Source organism: Streptomyces sp. SD15 (genome assembly GCF_054462255.1).
In genome coordinates this window covers 13,385-32,148 of the sequence record NZ_JBTLMO010000005.1, presented here as the reverse complement: position 1 = coordinate 32,148, position 18,764 = coordinate 13,385, and the positions used below count along the sequence as shown (strand labels likewise).

Genomic DNA, 18,764 nt, shown 5'->3' with positions numbered 1-18,764 from the left:
CTCGGTTCGGTAACCGCGGTACGCCAAAGCGGCCTTCGTCTGAACATGTGCTCCGACCAAGGAACACACACGTCCAGCACGAAGGCCGTGAGCCGAACTGTCGTTGGTGGGCGAACGCCGCCGCGGCCATGGCCGCCTCTACGCCGCGGTGGCCCGTGGACGGATTGATGCCGGCCGGCTGCGGAAGGCACTGGCCGAGGTGCCGCTCCCGTGGGCTGCCGACGGCCGGGGCGTCAAGCAGCAGGTCCTGATCCCGCTTGGCTGCGGTGTCGATGAGAGACTGAATGAGCTGGGTGCCCATGCCGCGTCCCTGGTAGCGGGGATGGAGCTCGATGTGCCCCAGGTAGACCTCGGTCGAGCTGTACTCAACGATCAGGATGCCTGCGTCGGTGCCGTCGATGGTGATGATCTGCCATCGGTCCGGATCGAAATGGCTTTCGTGATAGTCGCGTTGGTCTGTCTCGTCCCAGCCCCGCACTGCCGCGACGTAGTCGCCCATAGCGGCTTTGTGGAGGTGGAAGCAGAACTCGCTGTCAGCCGGCGTTGCGAGACGCAGGCCAACGGCGCTCATGCCGCCACCGCCTCAGGGCGTTCGATGAGGTGGCCGCGTTCGAAGCGGGCTCCGGCGCGGACGAGGGCGACGAGGCGGGGTGCGTTCACCGCGCGCCAGCGGGCCTGGGCGGACTCGACCAGCTTGAAGACCATGGCCGGCCCGGCTGCCGACGCCCTTGGTGACCTTTGTCCGCAGCCGCACGGTCGCGAAGGTCGACTCAATGGGGTTCGCGGTCCGCAGGTGGATCCAGTGCTCGGCGGGGAAGTCGAAGAACGCCAGCAGCTCGTCCTCGTCATCGGTGAGGGCTGAGGAACACGAAGCGGGCCGTGTTCGCCTCACAGGCAGGATCGGTGTACATCTCGGAGTACCGAGCGCGCGCCAGCGGATTGGCGACCAGGACGTCGAAGCGGTTGTTCTGTGCGAATGCCGGCAGCTGCGGCATCCCCTCGACGATCCGCTGCACACTCGGCCGTACGGCCGGGCGGGCCGACGCCTCGCCCGGGCCGGCGTCGCGTTGCCGGCGAGCGAGGCAACCTCGCTCCTGCGCAGTCCGCTCACCCGGCGGGTGCCATAGACGGGCAGACCGGCCTGCTCGGGCGTGATCTTGGCACGGCGAGACTTCAGAAACGCGCTTATGTCCGCCCGATTGTCCATACCGCCGGCGTAGGTGCGCCACGCGGTCTCTCAGAGACCCTGCCATTACCCCCATCAGCAGTAACCCCCACGCTGTCGGTCCCTTCCCGCACGTGCCGCCGCTCTTCCCCAGCGCGCTCCGAGAGCCGTGATCGCGCCAGGGGTCAGGACAGCCGATCGCGTCTCACTTGTTGGCGGGGCGGGCCAAGAGGTCGGTGACGTGTTGGCGGACCGTTTCCCAAGCGGTGGGGTGAAGTGTGCCGATGGCCGTGTGGCGCAGGGCGTCGAGCACCTCTGCGGTGTCGGCGTCACAGACAGCGCTGTCGCTGAGGACCTCGTAGCCGTCGCGGACGGCGACACGAAGGAGGTGGGGTCCGCCCGGGTCGGCGTGCACGGCGGCGGCGACGACGAAGGGCGGCGGTCCGCCCGCCTCGCTCGCCAGCTTGCGGTACCCGCTGACGATCGGCTCACGCCAGCGGAGGCCGAGCAGCAGGTGACGCTTGGCCACCACCTCGGCGAGGTCGGTCTCGTAGACCCTGTCCGGTTCCAGCACCATGGCACGAGCGTCCAGTACGTAGGCCGCGGGCAGCAGGCAGCGCAGCGTGCTGCCGATGAGGTTGCCGCCGACCGTGGCCGTGCGGCGCACTGCTCCGGTCCCTATCGTGGCGGCCGCCAGACGCAGCACCTCCGGCACCCGGTCGTCGACCTGGTGCAACATGACGGCCGCGCCCAGCGCCTCGGGGCCGATCGTGTTGGCCTCCGGCAGATTGCGCAGCGACACGGCCTGATCGGGGAAGCCGTCCCGCTGCCAGGTGGCCCACACGAGTGTCGCCCCGCCTATCGGGACCGCCCCCTCAGCCAGGCACTCCTGTGCTTCGGACACGGACGTGGGCAGACGCAACTGCACGGCAACCGACCTGCCTTCTCGGAAAGTTGGCGGTGGATGAGGGGCCATGACACCTCAGCCACGTGATCACTGACATGGCGCATTCTTACCCACACGCGCGGGGCGCATACAGGGCTCTCTTCTTCGCTCTGTGCGCCCCTGCTGCGCGGGGCGCAGTTCGGCGGCCTCCTCGCGCCCTATGCAGGGTCGTGTTCGACCTCTGTCCCGGAGCCGGCCGAGCCGGCCACCGCTCGTACCGGGGGACTGCGCCACCTCGACCACGTCTGGACGAGCGCCCACTTGGTGGTGACATACGTGGTGAACGCCCTCCGGTGTTCTTCCGTATCCCTTCTCGTACGTCTGTCCGCCCGCGCGGGCAGGAACAGCCTGGATACGGAGCAGCGACGTGCCACAGCAGCAACCGCGATCACGCCTCGGCCGCACCTCGACCGGCGCCCGTCTGGTCCGCGGCGCCGCACTCGCCGGAAGCCTGGCCCTCCTCCCCCTGGCCGCGGCGTGCAGCGGGGGCGAGGGCGAAGCGGCGGCGGAGCGCAAGTCGTCGAAGACGCCGGCGATATCCGCCCAACAGGCCCAGGCCGTGGCACCGGCGAAAGTCGAAGTCATCGCGAGCCTCACGAAGTGCAAGGTCAAGATCCGTGTCGAGGCCGAAGAACTGCGTGAAGGCATCTGTCACACCAAGACCGGCGACTACCTCATCACCACGTTCCCCGAGGAGAAGTACAAGCAGACGTGGCTGGACACCATCAGCATGTATCAGGGCAACTATCTGGTCGGATCGCGCTGGGTGATCAGCGCCCAGCCGAAGGTGCTCAAGGAGTTCCGTCCGACCGTCGGCGGCACCATCATCCACATGAGCGGTATGGGACCCAGCGCCGCCCCGAGTTCGTCCTGACGGGGCAGGCGCCTTCGTTGGTGCCTTCACGGGCCGGTGTGGACGTATGAGGCCCACTGGGCAGGGTTGCCCGGACAGGCGTCACGCAGTTCGCGCGTGACTTGGTGCAGCGCACGTGCGGTGCGTGTGAGGTTCAGCCGGTCGCCGTCGGACGCCAGGTCGTAGACCCGTCTGGCGATGTCCGCCGCCGGCTGGTCGGCAATCCTCCACAAGGTCGCGATCACCTGCCGGTATCCGGCGAGTTGCAGCGCACCGGCCATGTGGATGCTTTCGTCGAGCAGGTTGATGCTGCCGACTGCGGTCTGGCAGGCGGACAGGAACGCCAACTCCGCACCGGTCAGCCGTAGTGCGGCGACGTCGAGTACGGTGAGCGGGCCGTCGTGCAAGTAGAGCGCCCCCGCGGAGGGATCGTCCACCCGAAGCCCACCGTGGCAGGCGAAGTGGACGTAGGCATGGCTGCGAAGGTCTCCGATCACCTCGGCCCTGGTCGCCTGCGCCCCGACCCGGGTGGTGTGCCGGCCGTCGAAACGGGCGCACACGAGGTCGGCTTCCTCGCGCGCGCCGGGCAGCGCCCCGAGGCCCGCGAACGGGGTTGTCGGCATGGCCACCACGAGCATCCGGTCGCTCTTCGGGGCGCGGGTGTGCGGTTCCCTGGCCGTGGCCAGCGCGTGCAGGGTGGGCACGTACGAGGAGACGGCCCGGTCGAGGACTGTCCGCCCGGCCGGTTCGTCGGACGGGTCGTGATAGCCGGCCGCATGCAACGGCAGTACGGTCAGCGGGCCCGTCGGGCACCAGGTGATGCGCGGCAACTCGTCTCCTCGCGCGTCCCCCAGCCGGGCCAGCACCGGTTCGGCGACGCTGTCCCACAGCCATTCCAGGGTGGCCAGCACGGTCTGTTCCGCGGCCGCCCGAGCCGGGCCCGGGGTGCCGGGGTGGTCCAGGGCCTCCCGGGCGGCCAGGTACACGTCGCCCCTCGTGTGCGCCTCGGTGTACAGGTCCGCCAGTTCGACAACGGTGACCGAGCCGTCCGCGACGATCAACGCGTCGCACCGGGTGACATGGAGGTTCACGATCACCACTGGGTGCTCGCCCAGCTCCCGGCACAGCGTCTCGAAGGACGGCGTGCGCAGCAGGTCCGCCTGGCCCGGCAACGCCCTCGCCTTGGCGAGCAGGGTGTCCCATTCGTCGGCGAGCCGGATCCTTTGATCGCGGGCCTCCTCCGGGTCGCGTGTGTCGAGTTCGACGGCGAGGGTGCGGAGCCGGTCGGCGAGCTCCGGGGCGACGGCCCGCAGCGCGGAGAAGTCGTCCCGGAGGCCGAGTGCCTGTGTCCAGAGCACCGATCTGCCCTGTTCCAGCAGGGTGACGGCACGCTCGGGTTCCCCGGCGGACAGTGCGGCCGCCGCGCTGGCGGACGCCAGCCCCTGCCATTCGCGCAGGGAGTGTTCCCTGGTCGCCCGGCTCGACCCGACCCAGGCCAGCCTGGGCAGCCGTGTTACGGCCTGGGTGAACCCGGCAAGCGCGGTGCCGTGCCGGCCTGCCTGTTCGCCCAGCAGGCCCCAGAACAACGCCGCACGCGCACGGATCTTGGTCTGGCCCACCGGGTCGCCCACTGAGGCCCGGTAGGCGTCGAAGGCTCCGTCCAGGTCGGCCTCCGACTCGCTGACCGTCCAGCGCAGGGAGAGGGATCGGCCGAGACTGAACAGGGCCGTGGCGCGCCGAGGGTGGCCGTCCGGCGTGGCCCGCAGTGCGGCGTCGGTCGCCGCGACGGCCTCGGCGATGTCCCCGACGGCCCCGGTCCTGGTGAACCGCAGCTGCAGTACGGCACTCAGGCTTCCCTGCCGCACGGCGAGTTCCTGGTCACCCGCCGCAGTCGCCTCGACGGCGGCGCGTGTGACCGCGACGGCCTCGTCCAACACCTCGGAATCCGGCGCGAGTTCCGCACGCGCCATCAGCGTCCTGCCCAGTCGGCTGAGCTTGATCGGCAGGTCGGCATGGTCGGCCGGAGTCTTCGCCACGAGGGCCCGCCCGAGATCGGTGGCCTCGTCGATCTCCGCGAGGTCACCGGACCTCTCGAACCGGGCGCCGAGGTTGCCGGCCAGGTTCAACAACACGATGGCCCGGCTGGGTTGATCGTGGGCCATCGCATCGGCCACCGCGCGCAGGTCCGCGATGGCCGCGTCCAGATCGGCCAGATCTCCCACCCGGTCGTACCGCATGCGCAGGTGACCAGCCAGGTTCTCCCGGTAGGTGAACACGCCGGGGTCGTCCGCCTCGGTCGCGGCGACCGCGCGCCTGCTGACGTCGATCGCCTCGGACAGGTCCGCGAGCCGCGCCAGCCGTTCGAAGCGCGCGCCGAGCACACGCGCCAGTTGGGACAGGGCCTTTCCGAGGTGGGGATGGTCGGCGGGCAGCAGCGCCACCATGCGTCTGCCCGAGTCCATGGCCTCGTCGAGGTCGGCGAGGTCCCCCTCGCGCCGGAACCGCACCATCAGTGTGTTGCCGAGTGTCCCCAGTCGGCTGACCACGTCGGGGTGGTCGTCCGGGGTTGCCCGCAGGGCGAGTCGGGCGGCGTCGACGGCCGCGTGCAGGTCCTTCGGGTCTCCGAACCGCAGGTATCTGGTCTGGTGGCTGATGGCGACGTTCGACAGGTACAGCGCCCGGCCGGGGTGGTCCGACGGAGCGGCCGCCACCGCGGCCTGCTTGCTCCGCAGGGCCTCTTCCAGATCGGTGGTCCGATCGAACCGCTCGTACCTGGCCTGCAGGGCCACTGCCAGGTCGGCCAGTCGAGCGGGATACCGGGAATGGTCCTGCGACGTGCCCGCGACCACCGCCCGCAGCAGGGAGACGGTCTCGTCCAGGTCGGCGACGTCGCCCAGTCGCTCGTACCTGGCATACAGCGCCTTGCCGAGGTTGGACATCCGCCGGATCCGGTCCGCGTGCTCCTCGGGCAACGCCGCCAGCACCGTTCTGCCGATGTCGACGGCCTCGTCGAGATCATCGAGGCGTCCGAACCGTTTGAACCGGTCGTCGAGGTCCGCGCCGAGATTCGACAGATGCTGCGTCCGGGCGGGATGGTCGACAGGCAGTGCGGCGGCCGCGGACCGGGACAGTTCGATCGCCTCGTCCAACAAAGCGGGTGGACCCCCGCAGCCGAACCTCGAGGACAACACAATGGCGAGGTTGGCCTGCATCGAAATGCGGCGCGGGTGATCGCGCGGTACCGAGTCGACCGCGGCTCGCAGAAGCCGCACGGCTTCGTCGAGGTGGGCCACGTCGCCGGTGTGCTGGAAGCGGTCCCGCAGCGCGGATCCGAGGCTGCTCTGCAGGAGGAACCGGTCCGGGTGGTCCGGAGCTGCCGTGTCCAGCGCGCGGTGCAGCAGGTCGGTCGCCTCGGCGAGCACCGCCCCGTCACCGGTCCGCTCGTGGCGCTTGCGCAGCGAGTTCCCCAGGTTCAGCAGCATGGCGACGGAGTTCGGGTGCCCGGTCGGAACTCGGGCGAGCGCGGCCCGAAGCACCGCGATCGCCTCGTCCAGGTCGCGGTCCTCTTCCGTTCTCATGTATCTCTCGGTCAGTACGAGACCGAGGTTGCCCAGGCACAGGGCCAGCATCGGATGCCCGTCCTCGGTGATCGCCACCGCGGCGCGCAGCAGGTCGGCGGCCTCTGTGAGGGCCGAGAGCCGGTCCGTCCTGTCGAAGCGCGTTTTCAGCGTGTTCGCCAGATTCATCAGGGCCATGCCGCGGCCCGGATGGCCGTCCGGGGTGAGGGCCACGGACGCCCGGCCCGCCGTCTCCGCTTCGGTGAGATCGCCGTCCGCTCCGGCCCGCTCGAACCGCTGGAGGAGGGCGAATCCCAGCGTGGAGAGGCAGTTCCATCGGTCCGGGTGATCCACCGGAGTGGCTCGCGACGCGGCGGTGAGCATCTCGACCGCCCCCTCCAGGTCCCGCGTGGAGCCGGTCAGTTTGAAGCTGCTCAGCAGCAGCGTGCCGAGATTGCCCTCGAACACGGGCCGGTCGGGGTGATCGTCCGGGGTGTGATCGAGCGCGGCACGCATGGTCCGCATCGCGGCGTCGAAGGCCGCGGGAGAACCGGTGCGCTCCGCCTGATCGTATTGCCCCGCGGCGAGCGCGACGAGGTAGCCGCACAGGTCCGGGTCGTCCGGGCCCGCCGCGTCGACCGCCGCCGCGGCGGTCGCCACCGCCTCGACGAGAAGGTTCTCGTCTCCGGTGACACGGGCCGTCATCCGTTGTGCGTCGGCAAGGCAAGCCAGATTGAGGGCCTCACCCGTCGCCGCGGCGGCCGCTCGGGCCAGCGCGACGACTGCCGCCAGCACACCGGGATCGTGGGACAGGTGCATCAGCATGCCCGGGTAGCTCATCCACAGGCGTTCGTCGAACGGTCCGAGATCGGGCTGTTCGTCCAACCAGGACCGCGCTTCCGCCGGCAGCTGCGGCCGGGCCAGTACGAAGCACAGTTGGGCGAAGTCACGCTCCCACTCGGCGTAATGGCCGATCGGCAGCGTGGCCTGCCGCCGCCAGTGCAGGGTGCCGACCGCGACAGCCACCTCCGGTGGAGTCGGCTCGGTCTCGTACAACGGGAACATCGCGGCCGCCGCGGCGGCGAGCACCGCGGGATCCGCCAGATCCGTGCCGGCCCGCAGCCGGGCCAGTGCTTGGGCGCGGTCGGTCGACAACTTCCCCCCGATTTTTCCTGGTTGACCCGATAGCGTTGTCCCAGAAGGAAAGCACAGGGGGAGGGCATGTGGACGGTGAACTCGACGAGGCCGGTGCCATGGCACTGTGGTGTGCCGGGTTGCCGGTCCTGCGCGAGAGCGCGGCCGAGGGATTCTGGACCGACAGACTGGCCCGGGCCGAGGCACGGGTACGCGACGGCGCGTCGCCGCTGGCGATGTGCCGGAACTTCGGGCTGGCCGGGGCGGCGCAGCCACCCGACCCCCAGCGTGCCGAGCCGGGGTCGGACGTGGTGTTCGCACCGGGAATCGACGCCGTTCCCTCGGTTGGGCGAGGCAATTACCGTTGCCCGCAACGCCGTTGCCCCCGACGTGCCGAGCGCGACGATCGGGGCAGGCCGCCGGTGTGCGCCCTGTTCGACGGCCTGCCGATGACTCCGGCACCATGACGACGCTCCTGTCGTCCATCGGGGGCAAACTGGCCGAACGGTGGGCCGCGACGGTGCTGCTGCCGGGAGCGCTGTTCGTGGTGTCGGTCCTCTGTGCCGACCTGCTCGGGCACGCTGATGCTCTCGACATCGGTTTGGCGCAGACCAGGATCACCCAGTTCATGAACGGCTCCGAGGTGTCGGTCGGGGTCCGCGTGGTCGGCCTGCTGCTCGGTGCGGGCGCCGCGGCCCTGCTCGCGAAGGCGACGGGCAGACTGGTGCAGGCGGTGTGGTTCGGCCAGTGGCGTGGCCCACTCGCCCGCGCATTGGTGCGGCTGCGCCGCAGGCGGGCGGTCGCGGCCGCGGAGCGGGCCGGTGTGCGCCCGGTGCCCGAGTACCTGCCGAAACGGCCGACCTGGATCGGCGAACAATTCCGGCTGGCCGACGCCGGGATCGCCGCCCAGTACCACGGGTTGCGGCTTGGGCTGGTGTGGCCGCGGCTGTGGGTACTGCTCCCCGAAAGTGAGCGCAGCCCGGTGCAGGCCGCCAACGCCGAGTTCCAGTCCGCCTCCGTGGTCACCGGATGGGGGCTGCTGTATCTCGTGGTCGGCATGTGGTGGTTCCCGGCCGCAGTCATCGGGACATGTGTCGTCGGCACCGGATGGGTGCGGGCCAGGGAGCACGCCGTCACGCTGAGCGCACTGATCGAAGCGACCGTGGACACCCACCTGACGATGCTGCTCACCGCCCTCAATCAGCCGCTGCCCAGCGCCGGGATGACCACGGAACTGGCCGATCGAGTGAACGACCAGATGCACAAGGGCAGATGACCCTCGACTCGGGGGATGGTTTCCGCGGCCGACAGCCGTGCGCAGACCTCCGCCGCCTGGAACGGGCGTCGGCGGAGGTGTTGTTCTGCATGCACCGGATGCCCTGAGTGGACCGGGCCATCCGATCCGCACCCATCCGTTACGACAGGCACCCTTGACAGCGTGCGTACTGTTTCGCAACGTTTGAGCCCCGTCATTCGGTTCGCGCCTCGGTCATCCACCGTGGAGCGAGCGCGCGTACACGGCGTGGACGAGCAGAGGGCCAAAGAAGTGGCAGGACGCGGACAACGCGTCATGGGGGAAATGGGGGGACGGTCGCCCATGCGATCCGTGAACAGGGATCCACACGCCCTACGGGCCTGCACAGCGACCGGTACCTCCCTCGCGGAGCCTGCGGAAGGGCGGTTGATCTGAGGTGGACATCACGACACACAGACCCGAGGAGCTGAGCACCACGCTTCGCCGGGCCTGGCACGAGACGATGGACGAGTCGCCCGATTACGGCAACCCCTTCCTGGCACCGGAGTTCGCGGCCGGGATCGGCAGGTACCACGGTGGGGCGCAGGTGGCGGTCCTGCATGAGAACGGCGAACCCGTCGGCTTCTTTCCGTACGAGCGCAACTCCTTCGGCGTCGGCCGGGCCATCGGTCTCGGCCTCTCCGACTGCCAGGCCCTCGTGCACCGCCCCGGGGTCACCTGGGACCCCCAGGAACTGCTGCGGGCGTGCGGACTGTCCGTCTTCGAGTTCGACCACCTCGTCGAGGAGCAGAAGCCCTTCGGCAGATACGTCACGGGGACGTTCGCCTCACCGGTGGTCGATCTGAAGGACGGCGGCGGCACTTACGCGGAGTGGCTGCGCGCCGCGTACCCGGGGCTGGCCAAGACGACACTGAAGAAGGAACGCCGCCTGGGGCGCGACGTGGGCGAGTTGCGGTTCGTCTTCGACGAGCGTGATCCGAAGGTGCTGCACAGGCTCATGGAGTGGAAGTCCGCCCAATACCGCAGGACCGGACGGATGGACCGGTTCGCGCGGCCGTGGATCGTGGACCTGGTGGACCATCTGTTCCAGGTCCGCGACGAGCACTTCACCGGCGTGCTGTCCGTGCTGTACGCCGGCGACCGGCCGGTGGCCGCGCACTTCGGGCCGAGATCGCGCACGGTGTTCGCGGCCTGGTTCACCGCGTACGACCCCGAGTTCCACTACTACTCGCCCGGGCTGATGATGCACCTTCGGACGGCCGAGGCCGCGGGCCGGCACGGTGTGCGGGTCATGGATCTGGGACGCGGCGACAAGGAGTACAAGGACTGGCTCAAGACCCGCGAGCTGCGCGTGGGCGAAGGATTCGCGACCCGCCCGCACCCGGTGGCGGCGGCCCACCGGCTGTGGCGCAGACCGGTGCGCGGCCTGCGGAACACGGTCCTGGCCCATCCCGCACTGCGGGAACCGGCCGACCGCCTGCTGAAGACGGTCGGCACGCTGCGCACGTCGGGCCGGGTCGACTTCGGCGGAGCGGGACCGCGCGCACGATGAGCAGGGTTCCCCCTGCCGGCTTTCGCACCGTGTTCCCGTTGTCCCTACCGCCCGTCGTCGCGGCCTCCCCGACCGCGACGGCGAGAGCCTGCCCGGCCGCAATCCCGGTCGGCCCTGACCGACGCTCGTGAGAGCGCGCTGTGTTCCTCGGACGACCCTTCGACGGAAGAGGTGACGATGCCGTACGGATCGCGGCTTGCCGCGATGATGACGCGGCGGCTCGGACGCGAATGCGTCTACACGCCCTCGGCACGGCTGGCTCTCTATCTGGCGCTGCGGCACTGGTGCCGGCCGGGTGCACGGGTGCTGATGTCACCGGTGAACGACGACGTGATTCTCTTCGTGGTCCTCGCGGCCGGGCTGCGCCCGGTCCAGGCCCCCGTGTCCGTATGGGACGGCAACATCGACCCGGCCGCCGTACCGGAATCGACCTGGCGAAGCGTGGACGCCGTTTTGACCACAAGCCTGTACGGGATGCCGGACCGGGTCGTGGAACTGCGGCGTCGTTGCGAGGAGTTGGGGATCCCCCTGTTCGAGGACGCGGCGCACGCGATCGGCACCCACGTGGACGGGCAGCCGATCGGGACCTTCGGGAAAGCGGCGGCGTTCAGCCTGTCCAAGCACGTGGCGGCGATGGCCGGTGGCTTCCTCGCCGTCGAGGACGCCCGCACCCGGCGGGAGTTGGAGCTGCTGCGCGACGATCTCCTGGTGCCGGGCCGCCTCCGCGGCGACCTGGCTGTGACGCTGCGGCCGCTGGCGCGCTCCTCCGTACGCACCCTCCGTCTGGTGCGTCCTGTGTGGCGGACGATGCAGCGCCTCGGGATGCTGGAACGCGACGACTTCCGCATGGCCCTGCACGCGCCGCGGCTCTCCGGCTGCGCGCGCGAGGCGCCGAGCCTGACCGCGTACGAGCCATGGGTGCGTGTCGATCTGCACGGCTTCCGGTCCCGCCACGGGGCCTTGGTCCGCGGGCAGTTGAGTCTGAGGTTGGCGCGGCTCGACGACGACCTCGCCCGGCGCAGGGTCGGTGTCTCGCTGCTGTCGGGTTCCACCTGGGCCTCCCCGGTCCTGCGTGACCGGACGGCGCACGACGGCCCTCTGCCTCTCTTCCGGGTGCCCCTCCTGGTCCACGACCGCGACGCCCTCGTGGAACGTCTGGTGGGACGCGGCGTGGTCTGCGGGTACGTCTACGACCCCCCGCTCGACGACTACGCGGGCGCGGAGTTCGTCGACCCGTCGCCCGACCCGTCGGCCGCCCGCTGGTTCGCCTCACATGTGCTTCCGGTCGATCCGCTCCTGGCCCGCAAGATCACCAACGCCCTGACGAGAGAGCAGACGACAACCGCGCGCCCCCCGGCCCCCACCCCCGTCCCGGACGCCATGCCACCGACACCTCTGGGTCACTAGGGCCTGTCCGGCGGATCATGCCGGAGACGCGGGTTCTGGCACGCCGATCTGCGGCGTTGTCGTCGGTTGCCGACTCCCCCAAGTTCTCGGCTTCGCTCGAACAGGGGGGACCCCCATCGCGTCGACGCCCTCCTCCGCCTTGCAGCTCGACGCACCAGACCCCGCTCACCTGCGCTGACAGGGCGCCGCTGCTTCCCTCCGACCTGATCCGCCGGACAGGCCCTAGACGAATCGGCAGACCGGCAGACCGGCGCGGGTGTCCGTGCCGCCCGGACGGTACGTATGTTGGCATAGCTATTGGCTCATATGTATTATGTGCACGTGACCGACTCCAGCGCGCCCTTGCGGGACATCGACCAGGTGGCCTCCGGCCTCGCGGCGTGTCTCCCCGCGCTGCATAGGGCCCTGGAGCGGCGGATCACGGCCGAATACCCGCATCCCAAACCGCCCGAGGGGCAGCTCGCGCTGCTGCGGTTCGTCTCCGAGCGGGAGGGCGCCACGGTGCGCGAGGCCGCCGAGGCGCTGCTGATGAAGCCCAACAACGTCAGTGCCCTGGTCACTCACCTCACCGAGCGGGGGCTGCTGGAGCGCAGGCAGGACAGCGTCGACAAGCGCGTCGCCCACCTGCACCTCACGGCGACGGCCCGTCGACGGCTCACCGAGGTGCGCCATCTCGAGACCGTCCACATCCGCCAGGCGCTGATGTCCCTCACCGACGGTGAGATGGACGCTCTCGGCTCGGCCGTCGGCGCGCTCACGTCATTGACGCGCCGGCTCCACCCCGCGGCCGACTGAGCGCGGGGTTTCCCACGGGCGGGCGTGACCGCGCCGTGGGGGCCGCCCTTTCCGTACCCGTGGATCGCTCCACCGCGCCGGAGGAACCCTGAGCCCTCCGCAGCAGGGGGAGGCCTTCGTGTGCCCCTCCGCCGTACGAGGGCGCGTGCATTCCCCCGCCGCGCGAGAGGTCTCGTACGCCCTCCGCCGGTCTCTCCTTCCGTGGGTCGGTTCCCCCCCTTTCACCACCGCTTCATAGACACAGACACAGACAAGGCTCCTCCATGTCGTCCACCTCCGTGGATCAATCCGGTCTGCCCACACGCTCCCCGTCACCGCCCGCGGCTTCCGGTCGCCGGTCCAACCCCTGGCTCACTCTGTGCGCGGTCGCCTTCGGCCTGTTCATGGTCCAGCTCGACGCTTCCGTGGTGGCGATCGCGAACCCCGAAATCGGTCGTGAACTCAACGCGTCCAGTGCGGAGTTGCAGTGGGTGACCAACTCCTACCTGCTCGCGCTCGCCGCCAGCCTCATCCTCGGCGGCAAGCTCGGCGACCGTTTCGGCCGGCGCACGTACTACCTGGTGGGCGTCGTCGGTTTCACCGTCGCCTCGGTGGCCATCGGCTTGGCCGGCTCGATCGAGGGCGTCGTCGCCTTCCGGGCCCTGCAGGGAATCTGCGGCGGCCTGTTGATGCCCAACACCCTCGGCATGCTCCGCGCCACGTTCCCGCCGAAGAAGTTCGGCATGGCGGTGGGCATCTGGGCCATGGTCTCGGCCGTGTCGACAGCCCTTGGCCCCATCGTGGGCGGCCTGCTCGTCGAGAACGTCAGCTGGGAGTCCGTCTTCTACATCAACGCGCCCATCGGCGTGGTCGCCGTCGTGTTCAGCGCCTTGGTCCTCCCGCAGAGCAAGAACTCCACCGGACGGCACGCGTTCGACATCCTCGGCGTCATACTGCTCGCCCTCGGCCTGCTCAGCACGGTGTTCGGCGTCGTCAAGGGCGAGACCTGGGGCTGGTCGTCGGCCGGCACATGGGGCGCCATCGGCGCCGGCGCACTGATCCTCGTCGTCTTCGGCTGGTACGAGACCCGCGTCGAGCACCCGCTGCTGCCGATGCGCCTCTTCCGCAGCCGGGCACTGACAACCGGCGCGATCATCACCGCGCTGAACTTCTTCGTGATGCTCGGCGTGATCTTCTTCGTCATGCTCTACCTGCAGAACGTGCGTGGTTTCTCGCCCGTCGAGGCAGGTATCCGTACCCTGCCGCTGAGCCTGGCCTCCCTGGTCGCCTCACCGCTGGGAGCCGCCCTCACCGGTCGCTTCGGGGCCCGCTTCACCATGCCGCTCGGCATGCTGCTCCAGGCCGGAGCCTGCTTCGGCATGCTCACCTGGCAGACCGACTCCTCGTACACCACGATGTGGCCTCCGTTCATCGCGCTGGGCCTAGGTGTCGGCATGGTGCTGGCCGCCTCCTCCGACGCCATCGTCGGCAATGCCCCGGTCCAGGACGGAGGTGTGGCCGGCGGACTGCAGGCCACCACGCTGCAGATCGGCGGCGCACTGGGTACGTCCGTACTGGTCTCGGTGATCAGCGGCAGGGTCGGCTCGACACTCGGCTCGGAACTGACCGAGGCGGGAGTCCCGTCCGCGATGTCCTCGAAGCTCGAAGCGGCCAAGGACGCGGTGGCGATGGGCATCTCCCCGGTCTCCGGCGACATGCCCGCCCAGGTCAGGGCGGCTGTGGTCGAGGGGAGCGGTCAGGCGTTCCTCAACGGCATGCACGCGGCCGCCGTGCTCACCGGCGTGCTCTGCATCGCGGGAGCCGCGCTCGCCGCCGCCGGGATCCGACGGGCCACGGAACCCGTACCTGTGCCCGTACCTCACTGAGCGACGGGCGACGGTGCCCCCATGGACGGGGGCACCGTCGCTCTCACATCGCGAGCAGTCGGTTGGCCCTGACCGCCATCATCGCGCGGACCGGACGCACGGGCAGGGACTCCCCGATGCCGCCGGAGCGGATGCCTGCCCCGGCCGGCGCACCGAAGTCAGGACAGGCCGGCGGAGGCCAGCCACGACTTCGCCACGTCCAGCGGGTCCTTGTTGCCGTCCTGGACCTCACTGTTGAGCTGGACCAGGGTGTCCGTGTCGAGCTTCGCCGATATGGCATTGAGCACGGTGACTCCCTCGGCGGGAAGGTCGCTCTTGTACGCCAGCGGGGTCACGTTCTGGAAACCGAAAAGACTCTTGGGGTCCTGCAGGACCACAAACTTGTTCTTGGCAATTCCGGGGTCCGTCGAGAAAATGTCCGCAACCTGGATGTTGTTGCTCTTGAGAGCCGCCGTCGTCAGCGGACCGCCCGCGTCCAGCGCCTTGAAGGACTTGAATTCGAGGCCGTATGCGGACTTGAGGCCGACCAGCCCCTGCTGGCGGGTCTGGAACTCCGGCGACCCTCCAATGACCAGGTCCTTTGCCACGTCGGAGAGGTCGGCGATCGTCGACGAAGAGGTGAGGCTGTACTTCTTGGCCGTGGCCTCGTTGAGTGCCACCACGTCCTTGTCCTGCGCCTCGGACGACTCCAAGAGCATCAGCTTCGCATCGAGTTCGGCGCTGATGGCCTTGTTGGTCTCCGCGACCGACGCCGGCGCCGCCTTGGCGTCCAGATAGGACAGCAGGGCGCCGTTGTACTCGGGCAGGACCGTGATCGTGCCGTTCTTGATCAGACCGTAAGTGGTTTCCCGGCTGCCGATGTTCAGCTTGTAACTGACCTTGATCCCCTTGGCCTTGAGGGCCTCGCCGTAGATGTCGGCGAGCAGGATGCTCTCGGGGAAGTTGTTGGAACCGACCACGACCGTACCGCCCTTGGCGGCGTCGCCGGCCAGGGGGTCGTTGCTGTCGGAGTCGTCGGAGGAGCCGCAGCCCGTCAGCGCGGCCGCGGCCACAACCAGCAGGGATACGGCATACGTTGCGGACGAGCGGTTGTTCCTGGCGTGGGTCACGTTGGTCATCCAGACTTGTGCTTGGTCGGGGCGCGGCCGGAAGGTGTGGCTGATGACGATCCAAGCGAGCGCAGTAACGCACCGTCAAGACACGAATAGATCACCGGTGGAGACCGCACGGATTCACCCCGTGTGCGCAACCTGACTGAAACGGGAGCGAATCAGACGTCTCCCCGTGTCGGTTTTTGGTTGATCATGGCCGTACTCTTACGGCAGCCGCTAATGTTGGCCGAGTCGGGGGACCTGGTTCCACTTGCTCGGCCCGAGCGCGTTGACGCGACCTGCAGTCCACGCAGCCCGGGCGGCGGGCTTCCATTGGGAATGAAGTCAAGGAGGTTTGGTGCCCGCGCACAGAAAGGCCGGCCGGGGGCCGCTGACCACGGATCCCCGAATAGGCCGGACGCCCTCCCTCCTCGACCGTTGGCCTTTCCGCCGGAAACTCAACGTCCTGGTGATCGTCCCCCTCGCGGTCGTCTCGGCGATGCTCTCCTACATCGCCTACGCCGAGATCGGCCTCGCTCGTTCCGCCGCCGCCACCGCCCAGCTCGTACGCGACAGCGCGCAGGTCACCAAGCTCATCGACGAAGTGCAGACCGAGCACCGGCAGGCGCTCCTCGTCTCCCTGCGTTACGAGGCCGCCGGCTCCGGCGACAGCTCGCCCGACACCTCCTCCTACCTCCAGGCGCAGCAGAAGGTCGCCACCCAGACGGAGGCCGTGCGGGACGCCTACGGCGACCGGCTGCCCGATGCCGAGGCCCAGGCACTCAGGGAGTTGGAGGGCCTGGACAGCCTCCGCAAGACCATCGAAGGGGGCCCGATCCCCGCCGACAACATCGACCCGGCGTACGGATCGGTGATCGAGGGCCTGATCAACGGCCTCGGGCTCGGCCGGTCGGGCGGCGAGTCCTCGGATTCCGCGGGCAATCTCCTTGACGCGCTGCTGCGTGCCGACACCGCTCACGCGTCCTTCGAGACCAGCGTCTTCGCGGCCCGGACCCGGGACCCCAACGCGCTCATCGAGTACACCGGGGCCGTCGGCGACTACGAGCAGTACACCTACCAGGCCGACCGGTTCACCCGGTTCGCGAGCCAGGAACAGGGCGCCGAGCTCGCCTCGATCGAACACAGCCCGTACCAGAGCGTCATCGCCCAGCACTATGCCGCTCTCCAGGTCGACCCCAGTGCCCTGGTGGCCGAGAACTCGGCGCAACTGCGCGCCGCTCTCGACGACGCGTTGACCGCGGACCCCACCTATGAGCGCCAGGCCCAGAACCGACTGAAGATCACCGAGTCGCTCATCAACCAGATCGCCACCGACACCCAGGACGCGTCCAGCGATGCCTGGTGGCAGGTGCTCTGGCTGGTCGGGGCCAACTTCCTCGCCTTCGCGGCCTGGATCCTGTTCTCCGTACTGATGCGCCGCTCCGTGGTCCGTACCGTGCGGAGTCTCACCGAGGCGGCCCAGCACGTGGCCGCCGCGGCCGAGAGCGAGCTGGCCCGGGTCGCGGACGACGACGCCGACGACGCGAGCCCGCCGCGACTCGAAGCCGTGCCCGTGCCGGTCCGCGACGAGATCGGTGAACTCGCCGAAGCCTTCAACCAGGTTCAGGTCACCGCGACCGCCCTGCTGGAACGCCAGGTCATCAGCCGCCGCAACATCGCCGAGATGTTCGGCAACGTCGGCCGCCGCGTCAGCAACCTGACGGCTCGTCAGCTGGCGCTGATCGACTCGGTGGAGCGCGGCGAGACCGACCCCGAGGTACTGGACCGGCTCTACCGCATCGACCACATCGCCGTACGCCTCCAGCGCAACGCCGACAGCCTGATGCTGCTCGCCGGAATTCGCGAGACGGGCCTCAACACCGGGCCCATGCGGCTCAGCAACATCGTCCGTGCGGCGCTCGGCCAGATCGAGGGCTACCAGCGCGTCACCCCGCACGCCGAGGGCGATGTCACCGTCGCCCCCGACATCGTCGGCGATCTCATGCTGATGCTGGCGGAACTGCTGGAGAACGCGGTGACGTTCTCCCCGGCGTCCAGCGGCGTCGAAGTCGTCCTGCGTCCCCGGCAGGGCTCCGGCGGCGGCGCCCTGATCGAGATCATCGACCACGGCCTCGGGATGAGCGCCGAGCGGCTGGAGGAGGAGAACGCCCGCCTGATCCGCCGCGAACGGCTCGACCTGGCCCCGACGGAGGTCCTCGGCCTCTTCGTGGTCGGTGGACTCTCCCGGCGCTGGGGCATCGAGGTCGTCCTGACCCGTACCCCGGGCGGCGGCGTCACCGCCACCGTCGCCGTGCCTTCCTCCCACCTCCTGCTCGCCGACCCGACCGGAGCAGCGGCGCGCGCCCCGCACATCCTGCCGCCGCCCCGCCGCTCCGGTGGCAGCGAGCCGCGCCCCGCGGCGGTGGACCCGGAACCCGGGCCCTCGGCGCTGCCCCGCCGGATTCCCTCCCGTACGCGGGATGCGGATTCCTCGGGGCACACCCCCCGGTCGGAGGCCCCGGCCGAGGGCGCCGGGACGCCCGGCGGCGCCCCCGGAACCACGGACGCGGGGACAGAGCGGAACGCGGGCGGCGCCGCCGCCCGCGAGACAGCCGGCCGCGGTACGCCTTCGATGCCGCCCGGCGGACCAGCCCAGCCGCACGCCAAGGGCGCCGACGGCGGCCCCGGCACGGCCCCGTCGAGGTCGAGCGCGGTCGGGTCGGAGTCGGGCACGGCTCCTTCGAGGTCCGGCACCGCCTCGTCGAGGTCCGGCGCGACCCCGTCCAGGTCCGGCGCCCTCCCGCCGAAGTCCGGCGCGGGTTCGTCCTCGAGCCCGGGCGACGGAGCCAGTCCGCTGCGGCGGCGGGTGCGCGGAGCGACCCTGCAGGCCACCACCGCGTCGACCCGCCTGCCCAAACAGGCCATCACCAACCCACGCCCGCCCGCCTGGCAGACCGCCGACGCGGAAGCGGCACGATCCGAGATCGACGAGTTCGAGGCCGCAGTCCTGCGGGCCGACCGCGAGAGCGCGGCCGAGGACGGGATCAGCGCTACGGCCCATTCAGGGGGCCGTAGCGACACCTCGGGCGAGCACAGCACAGAGAACAACAGACCCTCATTCCCGGAAGGCATGAGCAAGTGACG

11 protein-coding genes and 3 pseudogenes are annotated in these 18,764 nt (G+C 69.9%); 8 read left to right on the top strand and 6 right to left on the bottom strand.

Features of this window, described 5'->3' with window-relative positions; translation table 11 throughout:
- Positions 1–262: 262 nt before the first annotated feature.
- The 4 genes and pseudogenes from ACX28W_RS06610 to ACX28W_RS06595 all read right to left on the bottom strand — a co-directional run.
- Positions 263–499, bottom strand: a pseudogene (locus ACX28W_RS06610) (GNAT family N-acetyltransferase); the annotation flags it as partial.
- A gap of 68 nt (positions 500–567) precedes the next feature.
- A pseudogene (locus tag ACX28W_RS06605) lies at positions 568–856 on the bottom strand (transposase); the annotation flags it as partial.
- Positions 855–1,207 (bottom strand): annotated as a pseudogene (locus ACX28W_RS06600) (MmyB family transcriptional regulator); the annotation flags it as partial. The pseudogenes ACX28W_RS06605 and ACX28W_RS06600, both read right to left, overlap by 2 nt.
- A gap of 163 nt (positions 1,208–1,370) precedes the next feature.
- Complete coding sequence (locus tag ACX28W_RS06595) at positions 1,371–2,093, bottom strand: FAD binding domain-containing protein (protein WP_458997795.1); 723 nt, start codon at positions 2,091–2,093, stop codon at positions 1,371–1,373.
- A gap of 385 nt (positions 2,094–2,478) precedes the next feature.
- Here ACX28W_RS06595 and ACX28W_RS06590 point away from each other — a divergent pair, with 385 nt between their 5' ends.
- Positions 2,479–2,985: a hypothetical protein gene (locus tag ACX28W_RS06590; RefSeq protein ID WP_458997794.1), complete on the top strand. Its 507-nt coding sequence runs from the start codon at positions 2,479–2,481 to the stop codon at positions 2,983–2,985.
- A gap of 26 nt (positions 2,986–3,011) precedes the next feature.
- Here the strand turns inward: ACX28W_RS06590 and ACX28W_RS06585 are convergent, their stop codons facing one another.
- Complete coding sequence (locus ACX28W_RS06585; protein WP_458997793.1) at positions 3,012–7,676, bottom strand: CHAT domain-containing protein; 4,665 nt, start codon at positions 7,674–7,676, stop codon at positions 3,012–3,014.
- A gap of 68 nt (positions 7,677–7,744) precedes the next feature.
- Here ACX28W_RS06585 and ACX28W_RS06580 point away from each other — a divergent pair, with 68 nt between their 5' ends.
- The 6 genes from ACX28W_RS06580 to ACX28W_RS06555 all read left to right on the top strand — a co-directional run bounded on the left by ACX28W_RS06580 (position 7,745) and on the right by ACX28W_RS06555 (position 14,529).
- Positions 7,745–8,122 (top strand): hypothetical protein, encoded by a 378-nt coding sequence (locus tag ACX28W_RS06580; RefSeq protein WP_458997792.1) that lies wholly within the window; start codon positions 7,745–7,747, stop codon positions 8,120–8,122.
- On the top strand, positions 8,119–8,931 hold the full coding sequence (locus ACX28W_RS06575; RefSeq protein ID WP_458997791.1) for a hypothetical protein: 813 nt from the start codon (positions 8,119–8,121) through the stop codon (positions 8,929–8,931). Before ACX28W_RS06580 ends, ACX28W_RS06575 begins: the two co-directional genes overlap by 4 nt.
- A 415-nt stretch (positions 8,932–9,346) precedes the next feature.
- A complete protein-coding gene (locus ACX28W_RS06570) occupies positions 9,347–10,462 on the top strand; it encodes a GNAT family N-acetyltransferase (RefSeq protein WP_458997790.1) in 1,116 nt (371 codons plus the stop codon).
- 177 nt (positions 10,463–10,639) lie between these two features.
- The gene (locus ACX28W_RS06565) at positions 10,640–11,869 is read left to right on the top strand and encodes a DegT/DnrJ/EryC1/StrS family aminotransferase (protein ID WP_458997789.1); all 1,230 of its coding nucleotides are present in this window, start codon (positions 10,640–10,642) and stop codon (positions 11,867–11,869) included.
- Positions 11,870–12,190: 321 nt separating this feature from the next.
- Positions 12,191–12,664 carry a MarR family winged helix-turn-helix transcriptional regulator gene (locus tag ACX28W_RS06560; protein ID WP_458997788.1) on the top strand — a complete coding sequence of 158 codons (474 nt, stop codon included), beginning with the start codon at positions 12,191–12,193 and terminating at the stop codon, positions 12,662–12,664.
- A 263-nt stretch (positions 12,665–12,927) separates the two neighbouring features.
- On the top strand, positions 12,928–14,529 hold the full coding sequence (locus ACX28W_RS06555; protein WP_458997787.1) for an MFS transporter: 1,602 nt from the start codon (positions 12,928–12,930) through the stop codon (positions 14,527–14,529).
- Positions 14,530–14,687: 158 nt separating this feature from the next.
- Here ACX28W_RS06555 and ACX28W_RS06550 read toward each other — a convergent pair whose 3' ends face one another.
- Entirely contained in the window at positions 14,688–15,647 is a 960-nt protein-coding gene (locus ACX28W_RS06550) for an ABC transporter substrate-binding protein (protein ID WP_458997786.1), read from the bottom strand.
- Positions 15,648–15,978: 331 nt separating this feature from the next.
- Here ACX28W_RS06550 and ACX28W_RS06545 point away from each other — a divergent pair, with 331 nt between their 5' ends.
- Positions 15,979–18,762, top strand: coding sequence for a sensor histidine kinase (locus ACX28W_RS06545; RefSeq protein ID WP_458997785.1), 2,784 nt, complete (start codon positions 15,979–15,981; stop codon positions 18,760–18,762).
- The last annotated feature ends 2 nt before the right edge of the window (positions 18,763–18,764 follow it).

Coding starts and splice junctions, on each gene's coding strand:
- ACX28W_RS06550 (WP_458997786.1), bottom strand. CDS start 15,647: ATGACCAACGTGACCCACGCCAGGAACAACCGCTCGTCCGCAACGTAT.
- ACX28W_RS06565 (WP_458997789.1), top strand. CDS start 10,640: ATGCCGTACGGATCGCGGCTTGCCGCGATGATGACGCGGCGGCTCGGA.
- ACX28W_RS06575 (WP_458997791.1), top strand. CDS start 8,119: ATGACGACGCTCCTGTCGTCCATCGGGGGCAAACTGGCCGAACGGTGG.
- ACX28W_RS06555 (WP_458997787.1), top strand. CDS start 12,928: ATGTCGTCCACCTCCGTGGATCAATCCGGTCTGCCCACACGCTCCCCG.